We start from the raw sequence: 12,550 nt of genomic DNA, 5'->3' as shown, positions 1-12,550 counted from the left end.
CCGGCCCGAAGAACATCGGAACGGTTGAGCGCTGCATGCCGATGCCACCTACCAGCCGCGCGCGCCTGCCACTGCGCGAATCGTGTGTTCGGACGTTGCTATAACGCCACCAGCTGGATGCTGTCGAACACGATTGCCGGGCTGAGGTAGCCGTTATCCGGGGAGCCGGAGGCAATGCCGATCTCGATGCGGTTGTTGCCGGCCTGCAAGGCCGAGGCAGGGATGTCCACTTCGTAAAGGGTATTGTTGCCGCGCGCAGTGCCGCGCGTGATGCCGCGTGTCTTTGGTTGCGTGGGCGCGGCAGGCAGCGGGCCGTTCCAGCGTGCGTTCACGCTGATCTGCGGACGTGCGCCGCCCTGTGCCAACGGCACGAAAAGACGCAGGCGATAGCCGCGTACCTCGTTGGCGGGCAGGGTGAAGTCGATCCGGCTCGGGGTGTTGATGCCGCGCCACTGCACTGCCGGAAAGCTGCTCACGCTGCTCGATCCCACGGTGTAGGTCACCGCAGACCAGTGCATGCTCGCATCGGAAGGGTGCGCCCGCGGCAGCAGGTCCGCGTCGCTGAACCCCACCGGCGTGCCGTCGGGAATGCCGATCTGCCACTTCACCGTGCCCGGCAAAACGACCGCCTGCAGTGCGGCGTGCGCAGTGGCACCGGCAGAAACCTCGATGTTGCGTTGTGCGACCTCCAGTTCGTTTTGGTAGAGCGTCATGCGATAGCTGCCCGGGCGAACACCCGTCACCTGGTAGTTCCCGCTGCCGTCGGCGGTGGCCCAGTACTGCGCCTGCGCGTTGCGCAGGCCGATGACGGCCGGCTGGCCCGGCAGCACGCCGCCGACGTGCCCACTCACGGTGCCGCGCCCGCTTGCCGGCAAATAGCCGCTCAGGCCCAGCGTGGCATCGACGAACGCGGTGTCCAGCTGCGCACTCGACGGCAAGCTTCCATCGGTGAACAGCAGCCCGTACACCCCGTGCAGGCCGCCGCGAAAGGCTTCGGTCTGGGTGTGATCGGAATACATGTAGTTATAGAGCTCATGCGTCAGGCTGGTTTTTTGCGTCGCAATGTCCTTGAAGAACGGGCCGCCCGCGCTGCGCTCGCGGTTGCCCATCAGCATGAACACGGCAACGCCAGGGCCACTGACGCCATGCACCTGGTCGTCCATCATTCGACGTGCAGAATAGAACTTGGAGCTGGTGCGCCCATCCGGCAATAGAAAGACATCCTCACTTTCGATCGCTCTGCCGACATTGGAATCGGGCTCCTGCTGCGCATTGGGCAACTTGGACACGTTCAAGCGGGCGACGAAGCGCAATTCGCCCACTGGCAGCAAGGTGGGCGCATCGGTGGCCATGTAGATCGCGTTGCGGCCCTTGCGTGCGATGTAGTACTGGACCAAGTCGCCGGCCTTGGCCGACACCACGATCGTCCCGCCAACGATGCGTGCATCCACACTGGCACTGCCCAACCCCGAAGCGATGTGCGAGCCCTTCGATTCGGTGGTCTGCAGTTCGTTGTCGCGATAGCGCATCGACACGATGTCGCCATTTCGGGCATCGACCGCAAACACCAGCTCGGCGCCGCTGTCGACGATCACGCGGTTGCCGCTGCGGCTGATCCCGAAGTCGGCCAGTGCAGGTGCGCTGATGCCGGCATAGAGCAGCAGTGCGCAGGCGAAGTAATGTCGAAGATTGCGAGGCATGCGGGTGAGCTGTCGGAAGCAAGGCATGGTGGCGATGCGTGCGCGCGATGCTAGGCCAGTACCGAAGACAGAGAATGTACGCACTGTTCGAAATTACAGCGATCAAGGGTGGCGTCGTTGGTTACCTGCGGGCATCGCTGACTGTCGCCGCAGTGGGCAACTGCAATACGCAGTTCCGGCATCGGCCATGGAGAGGCTACCAAAACCTCGAGAGCCTTTGTCGGTTGTCGGTTGTCGGTTGTCGTGGACGGCGCACGGCCACCGCGCTGCACGAGCGGGACATGCCGCACGGCTCGGCGGCCGCCTCCGGCTTGGCGGTGACGCAGTCGCCTTGCCAGCTGCCTCTGCGACGCACCGGCGTCCTTGCACGGCTCAGCGCAGGGCATCCCGCGCCGAGGCGATGTCCGCCATCCATTGCGTGCGCTTGCCGATCACGAAGCGGTATCGCTTTCCGTCCTCCAGCCGCACTGCCAGCGATGTCGGCGCGATCGGCAGCAGGCCGAACAGGCGTGTCCAGCAGGACTGAATCGCCACGATCTGCGGCAAGGGCAGGCTCAGCGTCTGGCGCTGTACATTGAACGCGTGCGGCTGAAACAGCAGCGCATCGGCGGTGAGAATCAGACGCCCGCCCACCGCTTCCATCCCGCGCTGCAGATTGGCAGGTGCCTGGCGCAATACCGCCCGATCGATCGAACGCAAGCCGCTACCGTGGAAGAGCGAGCTCACGGTCGTGCAACGGCGAGGTGGGCACGCGGCATATGCCGTAGCAAGACGCCAAGGCGGCCAAGCGCTATCAAGAGCGAAACCGAAAACATGCGATAGGCCTAGTGGGAAACATCACAACAGCGAAGGCCGCCAGCAAGATGCGGCAGGACGCCATGACAGCACATCACCTGTGCACAGCAGCAAAGCGGTGAAGCGGTGCGCCGGTACCCGCTGTGCCGGCACACCAACGATGAAAGACCATGCTCAGGTGGCGCTTGAGCAACCCACCGCACGCTTACTTCAGATAGGCGCGCGGCAGCGGGCCGGCCCGCTGCATGTAGCGGTCGCGCAGCTCGCTCTGGCGCGATCGCATCGGCATGTCGCGGCCGCCCAGCCAGACCTGCTCGGCATAATGCGCCACATCCAGCGGGTCGCCTTCCCACAGCACCAGGTCGGCCTGCTTGCCGATCGCAATGCTGCCGATGCGATCGCCCACGCCGAAGATGTCTGCCGGCACACGGGTCAGGCCGGCCAGGCCGGCTTCCCATGGCAAGCCATTGGCGACCGCATTGCCGGCCAGCTGGCGCAGTTTGCGTGCGTTGTGCGAGGCATCGCCGTTTTGGGTAAAGCTGACCTCCACGCCGGCAGCGCGCAGACGTGCGGCGTTTTCCAGCGTCGCGCCAATCTGGTCGAAGGTCGATGGCAGATCCGCCAGCGCGTCGACCAACACCGGGACCTTGGCCTGCGCCAGTTGCGGCGCAAGCTTCCAGGCTTCGGCGCCGCCGGCAATGGCAATGCGCACCTTTTCGCGCTGCGCCCAGCGCAACAGCTGGCGGATGTCGGCTGCGCGTTCCACCTGCACCACGATGCGACCCTGGCCGGCCAGGTAGTTTGCCAGTACACCGCGTCCAACCGGGGTCAGTAGCGCATGCGGCGAATCGGCCGGGATACGCCCGCGTGCTTCGGCAACCAGTTGATCCAGCAACATCCATTGCGCGGCGCGCGAGCTGCCGGTGAGATCGGACGCCGCCGCTCCGATGCGAAGAAACAAGGCATGCGGGCCGACCGGATCCGGGCTGCCATCCAGCCGCACGATGCCGCCCTGGCCGGCAATGAAGGCGCCACTGGTGGTCGCCCCCAACGCGGTAAAGCCGATGCCCTCCACGCGCGCCACCGGCACCAGCACCGAATCGGGGTTGTAGGCCAGGGTGACGTCGAATTCCGGGCGCATCGGTTGATCGGCCAGCTTGACGCCGCTGTCCACGGTGCTTTCTTCGCCGGAGACTTCTTCGACACCGATTTCGGTGATGCCGCCGAACAAGGCCGGCGTCAGTGGGCGGCCGTTTGCTTCGACCACGCGGCCGTCGGTGGGTACTGCCAGGTTGCGGCCGATGGCGCGAATCACGCCGCCCTGCACCAGCACGTCGGTGTTCTGCAGGGTGCCTTGCGCGGTGGCAGTGTGCACGGTGGCGCCGCGAATCAGCACCTGCTGCGCGAAGGCCGGCAATGCCAGCGTGGCCATCACCAATGCCGCGATCGCGCGCAACCGCGGGGGCATGTGCGTGACGCGGCTCATCGTGCCACCTCCTGGCCGAGCATGAAGTCCGACACCGGCTGCAGTGCGCGGTTGTGCCGGTCGTAGACCTGCGCGCCGTCGATATACACCTGCTCGGCCAGCGCATACGAACTGAAAGGGTTGCCGTTCCAGACCACCACATCGCCCATCTTGCCCGGCTCCAGTGCGCCGGTCTGCTGCTCGATCCCGAGCGCCTTGGCGGCATTGCTGGTGAGCCAGCGGATGGCGCGCTCCGGCGGGATCTCCATGCCACTGCGACGCGCGTTGGCGATCACCTTGGCGGCCTCCTGGTTGAGTCGTTGGATGCCTTCTTCCGAATCCGAATGCACGATGGCGCAGCTGTTGGCCGGGCGATCGACCAGTGCGATGTTTTCCTGGATGCCGTCGAAGGCTTCCATCTTGAAGCCCCACCAGTCGGCCCACAGCGCGCCGCAGACGTTGTCCTGCGCCAGGCGGTCGGCCAGCTTGTAGGCCTCCACGCCGTGATGGAAGGCGGCGATGTGGAAGCCGAATTCCTTGGACAGATCCAGCATCGTCGCCATCTCATCGGCGCGGTAGCAGTGGATGTGCACGCGGATGTCGCCGTTGATGGCACCGGCCAGTGTGTCGAGCTTGAGATCGCGCTTGCCGCCGGCATCGCCACTGCTGTCGTTGTCGCCGCCGCGGCTCCACCAATGGCGCTTTTTGGCGGTTTTCTTTTTCGGCGCGTTCTTCTGCAGATACTCGGCCGCGTCGATGAACGCAGCGCGGTAACCGGCCACGTTGCCCATGCGCGTGCCGGGGCCACCTTTCTGGCCGTACACGCGTTTGGGGTTTTCGCCGCAGGCCATCTTCAGGCCCCATGGTGCACCGGGGAATTTCATGCCCTGATAGGTGGTGGAAGCAACGTTCTTGAGCGTGACGCCGCGCCCGCCGATCAGATTGGCCGAGCCCGGCAACACCTGCAGCGAGGTGATGCCGCCGGCCAGCGCAGTGCCGAAGCCGGGATCCTGCGGCCAGATCGAATGCTCGGCCCACACGTTGGGCGTCACCGGTGCGGTCATCTCGTTGCCGTCGCTATGCGCGCTGACGCCCGGGCTGGGATACACGCCCAGATGCGAGTGCACATCGATGATGCCGGGCGTCACCCACTTGCCGGTGCCGTCGATACGGCGCACGTCAGCGGGCGCCTGGAGCGCCTTGCCCACCGCAGCCACCTTGCCGTCGCGCAGCAACACGTCGGCATCGTCCAGCCGCTCGCCGGTGCCGGTGAGCACGGTGGCGTGCTGGATCAGCACCGGAGCGGACGCGAGCGCGCGATAGGTGCTGGGGTAGGGATCTTGCACGAAGCGCGATGCGGCCGATGCCGCAGACGCAGGCCCGCACAGCACCGCCGCGCCCAGCGCGGCGAACAGGATGGAACGCATGGATTTCCCCGGTAACACGAAAACGTCAGCCGCCAACCTAGTCGTCGGCGGCGTGCTTGCCAAGTGCTGGAGGTCGAGAGCGGCGGGCTCATCACATGCACCCGTGCATGCTATGCCGAATTCGTCAGGGGATGTGCCGATGATTGCCAAAACAGAGCGCAACAAGCAGGCCGATGTGGTGTTGGCTTTCTGGGAGCTTGCCGGCGCGGCGCGCTGGTTCACGCACAACGACGCCTTCGATGCCAATTTTCGCCAACACTTCAGCGAGCAGCATTTTGCCGCCGCACGGGGTGAGTACGCGCAGTGGATGGCACGCGCCGAAGATGCACTGGCCTTGCTGATCCTGCTGGATCAATTTCCACGCAATGCGTTTCGCGGCAGTGCGCATGCCTATGCCACCGATGGCCTGGCACTGCGGTACGCCAAACAGGCGCTCGCCAGCGGCTTCGATCAACAGGTGTCGGCGCAACTGCGTCTGTTTTTCTATCTGCCCTTCGAGCATGCCGAACACGCCGATGAGCAGGCGCGCGCGGTGCAGCTGATCACTGCACTGGGCGATGCACAGACCACCCACTGGGCGCTGGAGCATCAGCGCATCATTGAGCGCTTTGGCCGGTTCCCGCACCGCAATGCGGTGCTGGGACGTGAGACCACGGCAGAAGAGCAGCAGTTTCTGGATGAGGGTGGATTTGCCGGTTGAAGACCTGCATCGGCGATCTGCATGCCGATGATCGAGGTCTGCCGTGCAGCGTGGGTAACGACGCTGCTGCAGCCGGGCACAGGTGGGCATCGCAACGCAGAAGATGCCGCCCTGCGCATGCCGCACCGGGCAGCGTGCAAGCAGTCAACACCGATCAGCAGCCGCCCGGCAATGCTTCCGACCGCCAGCTGGCGCCTTCGCCGAGCAGCAGAGAAAACCCGTAACTTTCGTAGCCGCTTTCGGCCAGCACGAAATCGAGCGTGCCGTTGCCGTCGATATCCCCGAACTGCAGCAGATGCGTGCGCAGCGGCAGGTCTTCGCAATCGTCGCAGCCGCTGGCAGCGTGACCCTTGCGGAACTGCCAACGGCTGCCGTCATGCTCGAAGATCGCAAGGACGACGAGCACGCCGGTGGGGTTTTCCGGGTTGCCGGTCTCGATGGGATGGTTGGAGGTCAGGATCGCCACGCGTCGCTGCGGTTGCTGCGTATCGGTGACGATCTGCAGCGCCGCCAGATCCTGCGCGCGATCGGCATCGAACGCGGCCAGCGCCTGCGCCAGGGCTGCCGGCTTGACGCGCTTGCGCAGCGGCGCGGTGTTGTTGACCTGTGCAAACAGCTCGGCCCGTTCGCTGACGGTGGCTGCGCGGCCGGCAAAGCGCTTGCCGGGATTCACATCCACGGTCGACAGCAGCGGCGAGTCGGACAGCGTGGGGTTGCCCTTGATGCGCAGCTTCGCGGTGCCGCCGCACATGCTGTTGTCGTCTACCGTCAGTGCCGCAAGCCGCACGTTGCCGGTGGAAACGCCTGCATTGAAGACCCGCAACGGCTGGCCCAGCAGCGCCTTGGGCAGGGTCGATTCCCTGGCGATACCCTCGCCGAGCCAGACCGGGATGTATTCCAGCGGATCGTCGGTCGGCTGGTTGTCGTAGGTCTGGACCAATAGCACCGCGCGCGACGGTTCGGCGGCGTGGGTGGCCAACGGCAGCAGCGCGGCCAGGGCGACAGAGAGCAGGCGGGTATGCATTGCAGCGATGTCCTTGTGCAGGGTGATCCATGAAAAAACGGGCGCTCCAGGGAGCGCCCGTTTCGGTCTGAGGTGCGCCGGCCTAGGTTGCCTCTTGGCGAACCGCGGTCACGCGGTTGTCGCAAGCGCAGCAGTCTACCCAGGAAGCATGACCGGCGAGCGGCAGCCGCAACCGTGCGACGACCGCCGATGTGTTGCTCAGTATTTCGCCACGCCGTTGTCCACCTCGTCCGACCACGCATCGATGCCGCCGGTGACGTTGTAGACATTGGTGAAGCCCAGCCCACGGAAATGTTCGGCGGCCTGCAGGCTGCGGCCGCCGCGGTGGCACAGGAACGCCAGCGGGGTGTCCTTGGGCAACTGTTCGATGGCGGCGCGCTCGTGCGCATCCAGCGTGCGGAACGGTGCGGCCACCGTGGCCAGTGCGCGCTCGTCGGCCGGGCGCACGTCCACCAGGGTCAGGCTGCCGGCCTTGAGACGGTCGTCGGCATCGCGCACCGACAGCTCCTGCACCGGCTTGGGCGCATTGGGGTTATCGATGGCCAGGCCACGGCCGCGGATGTCGTCGACCCAGTCGATGGTGATGCCGTCGGCACGACGCGCGCTGGCCAGGTCGAACTGCACGCGCAGCCCGTTGGATTCAGCCGCAATGGCGTTCGGGTTGGTCGGCGCCAGCTGGAAATTGGGCTGGAAATTGGCATCGATGGCCAGCGTCAGCGAGGCATCCGGCGCATCGGCCAGCGCACTTTTGAGCATCTCGACCGCGGCGGGGGTGATGGTGATCTTGGGCGGGCTGCGGTCGGGCGCCTGCAGGCCGAGCATGCTGCTCAGCTCTCCGCTGTCGGCCATCTGCACGATGATGTCGCTGCCGCCGATCAGCTCGCCGTCCACGTACAGCTGCGGGATGGTCGGCCAGTCGCCATAGGCCTTGATGCCCTCGCGGATTTCCTGGTCGGCCAGCACGTTGACGTGGGCATAGTCGATGCCCAGGCCGTCCAGCACGCCGACCGCCTTGGCCGAAAAACCGCACTGCGGCATGCCGGGCTGGCCTTTCATGAAGAGCACCACGCGGCTGGATTGCAGCAGCGTATCGATACGGGAACGCAGGGCGGGATCGAGAGACATGGCAGCACTTGGGTGGCAGCGTGGAGACCGGGCATTCTACGCCGCATGGCATCATTGGGCATGACCACGCCGGAAACGCTGTATCGCACCCCTTCGCGCCCCTACCGCTGGGTGGGCCTGTTGGCCCTCTCGCAGGCAGCGGTGGCACTGCTGTGGTGGCATCTGGGCTGGGCCTGGGGGCTGCCTGCGCTGCTGCTGTCGCATGCGCTGTTCGTGGTGCCGGTGTTCCTGCCGCGCGCGCGGCTGTATGCGCCGGTGCTGGCGCGGTTACCCGGTCGCGCGCCGCATGTCTGGCTGACCATCGACGATGGCCCGTCCGACGACACCCCAGCCATCCTCGACCTGCTGGATGCCTACGACGCCAAGGCAACGTTCTTCCTGGTCGGCGCGCGTGCCGAGCAGCGGCCCGAGCTGGTGCGCGACATGGTGCGGCGCGGGCATGGCATCGGCAACCACAGCCACACCCATCCGCAAGCCTGGTTCTGGGCGCTGGGGCCGCGCCGGATGGCGCAGGAAATCGGCCAGGCGCAGCGCGTGCTGGCGTGCATTACCGGCCAGGCGCCACGGCTGTACCGCTCGGTGGTCGGCATGACCAACCCCTTCGTCGCCTCGCCGCTGCGCGCGCACGGGCTGACCCGGGTGGCCTGGAGCGCGCGCGGCTTCGACGGCGTGCAATGCGAGCCGGACACCACCGTCGCCCGCATCGTGCGCGACCTGCAACCCGGCGCCATCGTGCTGCTGCATGAAGGCGCTGCGCACGGGCACAACCTCACCATCCTGCGCGGCGTGCTGGAGGCGATGCAGGCGCGCGGGTTGGTGGGGCGGCGGCCGGATTAAGCGCGACGGACAAAACAATTGCAGTCGCCGCCTGGCGGGCGCTGCCGGTGTTGGCGCGGCATGCGCCGCCCAGACATGACAGTTCCTTCCCCGCTTCGACGTCTGGTCGACGATTGCTCGCAACGTGTGCCCCGTCGCCTGCCACGCTCAGCGTGGCTCTGCAACGATCAGCCAGTTGTTGAAGGGCGTGTTGCCATACAACGGCGCAAACGTGGCGCGCAGACCGGCCGCGTCCAGGTGCGCCTGCAGGCTCTCGCGCGTGGGATAGCTGCGCGGCATCCGCTGCATCCAGCCGCTCAGGTGCGCCAGGACGTCGGTGACACGGCTGGTGCGGCCACGGCTGCTGGCATCGCTCAGCGCGCTCCGAATCACCAGCTTCGCGCCGGGCGTGAGCATCTGCGCCACGCTGCGCAGCAGACTGGCCTGCATGTCCGCTTGCAGATACTGCAGCACATCCAGGATGGTGACGCTGCCCCGATGCTGCGGCCACGCCACGCTCAGATCGACCACTTCGAACTTGGTAGCGCCCAGGTTCGAGCGCTGCGCGATGTGCTGTGCGCGGCGAATCTTGGACGCATCCACATCCACGCCGTGATAGGCCAAGGCCTGGCCATCGGCGCGCAGTGCATGGGCCAGCAGGCCGAGCCCGCAGCCCAGATCCAGCACCGGCGCCGTGGTCGTGCGCAGCTCGGCCAGCACGCCCGGATACAGCGGGTCGGTGCGCAGCTTGGCTTGCGTGTAGTAGTAGTCGTAGCGGTTGCCCAGCGGATGCGCCGGCAGAAATGCGCGTGCAATCGTCAACGCCTGCGCGCGGCTCATCGGTTGGGTGGCAGTGGTGTGCAATGTCGTTCCTTGGCAATCAGGCGTGCTGCGCGGCTAGCTTAGGGCCTGCCGGGCTGGTTGGGGTAGGGCGGGTTGGCAGTTTGCGATGCGTGCCCACGGATGCATCGGTGGCTGGTATCCGACCTGCGCGGATCGAAAGACCTGGCTGCAACGCCTGCTGCTACCGCATCGACGTAAAGAGGGCTGGCATTGATTGCGTGCGACATCTCGCGCTGTGGAGGCAGGTGCAAACCCACGCGCGCACAACCGCGGCAGAGAAGCGCAGCAAAACGCTGTGACTTGGTGCCTTGCCAAGATGTTGCGCGCAGCCAGCAGATGGGCTTGGGCCGCATGCAAGAACTGCAGCGTACGGTTGGTGAATCCTGATTCCGGGCGCCGGCCGCAGCTACCTGGCAGCAGCCCGGTCTGTGTTGCCCAGCTACGCTTAGACGATCGTGTCCAGCGATCCAGTTGCGCCCAACGCATCGCGCGCTGCCGGTAGCGCCAGTGCCGTCCAACGCGCATACATTGCGCCGGAAGGATGCAAACCGTCGTCCACCAGCATGTCCACCGCATCGCCGCCATCGCGGCTGGTGGCCGTGATGTCGACAAAGCGCACCGCATGCGCACTGCAGCGGTCGGCAGCGATTGCATTGAACGCGTCGATCTGCGCACCGATCAACGCGGCATCGCCACTGCGCGCGCGCGCAAACGGGGTCAGGCCCCAATCGGGAATCGACAGCACGAACACGCGTGCCGGGTGGCCGTTCGCGCATGCAATTGCACGCAGCAGCAGGGCGTCGAACTGCTGGCGGTACTCGTCCAATGGGCGCCCGCGATACTGATTGTTGACGCCAATCAACAAGCTCACCAGGTCGAACGGACCCTGCGGGGCTGCCGCGTCGATCCCGGCCTGCAATTCGTCGGTGGTCCAGCCGGTGGTGGCGATGATCTGCGGCGGCGCCACGTTCCAACCGTATGCACGTAAGCCAACGACCAGTTGCGAAGGCCAACGCTGGGCAGGCGCAACGCCTTCGCCGATGGTGTACGAATCGCCGAGCGCCAGATAGCGCAGCGGCGCGCCAGGCGCAGTCATCAGGCCACGCTGCGTGGCTTGAGTGGAACCACCTTGGTGACCGCTTCGGCGCGGCGTGCCAATGCACGGTCGATGCGGGCGAACACATCGCGCATCACACCGGCTTCCGGCATCAGGGTCACGCGGAAATGGTGGCGATACGGCACGTTGAAGCTGGAGCCGGGAACCACCAGCACGCCTTCTTCGTTCATCAGATCGAGTGCGAACGCATGATCGTCGAAGTTGCGCGCCGCTGCGCCCACCACCGCCGGGAACGCATACAGCGCCCCGGCCGGTGCCACCAGCTGCAGATGCTCGCTGGCCGCACAGGCCTCGATCACCGCGCGGCGGGTTTCATACAGGCGGCCGCCCGGCGCGCACAGCGCCGAGATGGTGTCCGGCCCGTTCACGGCCGCATCGATGGCGTACTGGCCTGGCACATTGGCGCACAGGCGCAGCGCGCCGAGCAGGTCCATCGCATTGCGCAGGTCGTTGATGCGCGCTTGGTCGCCCGACAGCAGCGCCCAGCCCACGCGCCAACCGCAGGCGCGATGCACCTTGCTCAGGCCGCTGAAGGTGATGCACGGGTGCGCACCGGCCAGCGGTGCGACCGGCACGAAGGCCGCGTCGTCGTACAGCACCTGGTCGTAGATCTCATCGACCATCAGCAGCAGATTGTGCTTGGTGGCGATCGCCACGATGCGCTCCAGCAGCTCGCGCGAATAACTGGCGCCGCTGGGGTTGTTCGGATTGATCAGCACGATGGCGCGGGTGCGCGAGGACACCAGCGTCTCGATCTCCACCGGGTCCGGCTGGAAGCCGTTTTCCGGCGCGCAGCGGTAATACACCGGGCGGCCGTCATTGAGGATGGTCGCCGCCGACCACAGCGGATAGTCGGGCGAGGGCACCAGCACTTCGTCGCCGGGATTGAGCAGCGCCCGCAGCGACAGATCGATCAGCTCGCTGACGCCGTTGCCGATGAAGATCCGGTCCGGATGCGCGTCCGGATGCTGACGCCGCGCATACGCGGTGGCGATGGCCTCGCGCGCCTCCGGCAGGCCTTGCTGATGGGTGTATGGGTCGGTGCGGCCCATGTCGTCGGCAATGGCGCGCTGCAGATGCTCCGGCGCACGGAATCCGAACGCACCGGGGTTGCCGATATTGAGCTTGATCAGCTTGCGGCCCTGCGCCTCCAACTCCCGCGCTCGCCGCGCCAGTTCGCCCCGGATCTCGTAGCGGACTTCGGACAGACGCTCGCGGATGGCGAGCGGCTTTTGCGGGGCAGTGGACATGCGACGGGCCGGTTGTAGGCGTGAGGCTTGGCATGGTATCGGAAATATGACAAGCGGACATGCTTGCATCGGCAACGATGTCAAGGAGTGCCTGCCCGCCATTAGTTATCACCAGGTATGTCTATTTTGGAATGACGGGCCCGCGCAGTAGCTGCGTCTCAGCCCGGAAGACGCTTGATCGAGATAATAGATCGTCAGCAAGGGATTAGCTGATTGACAGGTTCTTAACATCCCGGGATTCTATTCCTTCAGTTGAGCCCGCCTTGTGCTCTACAGCAAGGAACGCGT

General features: G+C 65.9%; 11 protein-coding genes. 2 read left to right on the top strand and 9 right to left on the bottom strand.

Going from position 1 to position 12,550, the window contains the following annotated elements; translation table 11 throughout:
- Positions 1 to 98: 98 nt before the first annotated feature.
- The 4 genes from ACDH77_RS16520 to ACDH77_RS16505 form a co-directional block, all read right to left on the bottom strand.
- Positions 99 to 1,700, bottom strand: a complete 1,602-nt coding sequence (locus ACDH77_RS16520; RefSeq protein WP_057682110.1) for a rhamnogalacturonan lyase B N-terminal domain-containing protein — start codon at positions 1,698 to 1,700, stop codon at positions 99 to 101.
- A 372-nt stretch (positions 1,701 to 2,072) separates the two neighbouring features.
- Positions 2,073 to 2,399 carry a hypothetical protein gene (locus ACDH77_RS16515; protein WP_014091038.1) on the bottom strand — a complete coding sequence of 109 codons (327 nt, stop codon included), beginning with the start codon at positions 2,397 to 2,399 and terminating at the stop codon, positions 2,073 to 2,075.
- A 301-nt stretch (positions 2,400 to 2,700) separates the two neighbouring features.
- Entirely contained in the window at positions 2,701 to 3,981 is a 1,281-nt protein-coding gene (locus tag ACDH77_RS16510) for an amidohydrolase family protein (protein WP_372353557.1), read from the bottom strand.
- Complete coding sequence (locus ACDH77_RS16505; RefSeq protein WP_008573784.1) at positions 3,978 to 5,387, bottom strand: amidohydrolase; 1,410 nt, start codon at positions 5,385 to 5,387, stop codon at positions 3,978 to 3,980. The genes ACDH77_RS16510 and ACDH77_RS16505 overlap by 4 nt, the downstream gene beginning before the upstream one ends.
- A gap of 133 nt (positions 5,388 to 5,520) precedes the next feature.
- Between ACDH77_RS16505 and ACDH77_RS16500 the strand changes: the two genes are divergently transcribed.
- A complete protein-coding gene (locus ACDH77_RS16500) occupies positions 5,521 to 6,087 on the top strand; it encodes a DUF924 family protein (protein ID WP_029820243.1) in 567 nt (188 codons plus the stop codon).
- A gap of 154 nt (positions 6,088 to 6,241) precedes the next feature.
- Here ACDH77_RS16500 and ACDH77_RS16495 read toward each other — a convergent pair whose 3' ends face one another.
- Positions 6,242 to 7,111 carry a hypothetical protein gene (locus ACDH77_RS16495; RefSeq protein WP_008573787.1) on the bottom strand — a complete coding sequence of 290 codons (870 nt, stop codon included), beginning with the start codon at positions 7,109 to 7,111 and terminating at the stop codon, positions 6,242 to 6,244.
- Between the two features lie 198 nt (positions 7,112 to 7,309).
- Positions 7,310 to 8,236, bottom strand: coding sequence for a Grx4 family monothiol glutaredoxin (gene grxD / locus ACDH77_RS16490; protein WP_008573624.1), 927 nt, complete (start codon positions 8,234 to 8,236; stop codon positions 7,310 to 7,312).
- Between the two features lie 45 nt (positions 8,237 to 8,281).
- On the opposite strand from grxD, the gene ACDH77_RS16485 reads away from it, so the two are divergent.
- A complete protein-coding gene (locus ACDH77_RS16485; protein WP_031424303.1) occupies positions 8,282 to 9,073 on the top strand; it encodes a polysaccharide deacetylase family protein in 792 nt (263 codons plus the stop codon).
- A 147-nt stretch (positions 9,074 to 9,220) separates the two neighbouring features.
- On the opposite strand, the gene ACDH77_RS16480 is transcribed toward ACDH77_RS16485, so the two are convergent.
- The 3 genes from ACDH77_RS16480 to ACDH77_RS16470 form a co-directional block, all read right to left on the bottom strand.
- Positions 9,221 to 9,892, bottom strand: coding sequence for a methyltransferase (locus tag ACDH77_RS16480; protein WP_372353916.1), 672 nt, complete (start codon positions 9,890 to 9,892; stop codon positions 9,221 to 9,223).
- A 448-nt stretch (positions 9,893 to 10,340) separates the two neighbouring features.
- Positions 10,341 to 10,991, bottom strand: coding sequence for an SGNH/GDSL hydrolase family protein (locus ACDH77_RS16475; protein WP_011348550.1), 651 nt, complete (start codon positions 10,989 to 10,991; stop codon positions 10,341 to 10,343).
- Positions 10,991 to 12,262 (bottom strand): pyridoxal phosphate-dependent aminotransferase, encoded by a 1,272-nt coding sequence (locus ACDH77_RS16470; RefSeq protein WP_031424298.1) that lies wholly within the window; start codon positions 12,260 to 12,262, stop codon positions 10,991 to 10,993. The genes ACDH77_RS16475 and ACDH77_RS16470 overlap by 1 nt, the downstream gene beginning before the upstream one ends.
- Between the last annotated feature and the right edge of the window lie 288 nt (positions 12,263 to 12,550).

This window comes from Xanthomonas axonopodis pv. maculifoliigardeniae (assembly GCF_041519315.1).
GTDB lineage: Bacteria > Pseudomonadota > Gammaproteobacteria > Xanthomonadales > Xanthomonadaceae > Xanthomonas > Xanthomonas euvesicatoria.
The sequence above is the reverse complement of the archived record's forward strand: the minus strand, read 5'-3'. Positions and strand labels throughout refer to the sequence as shown.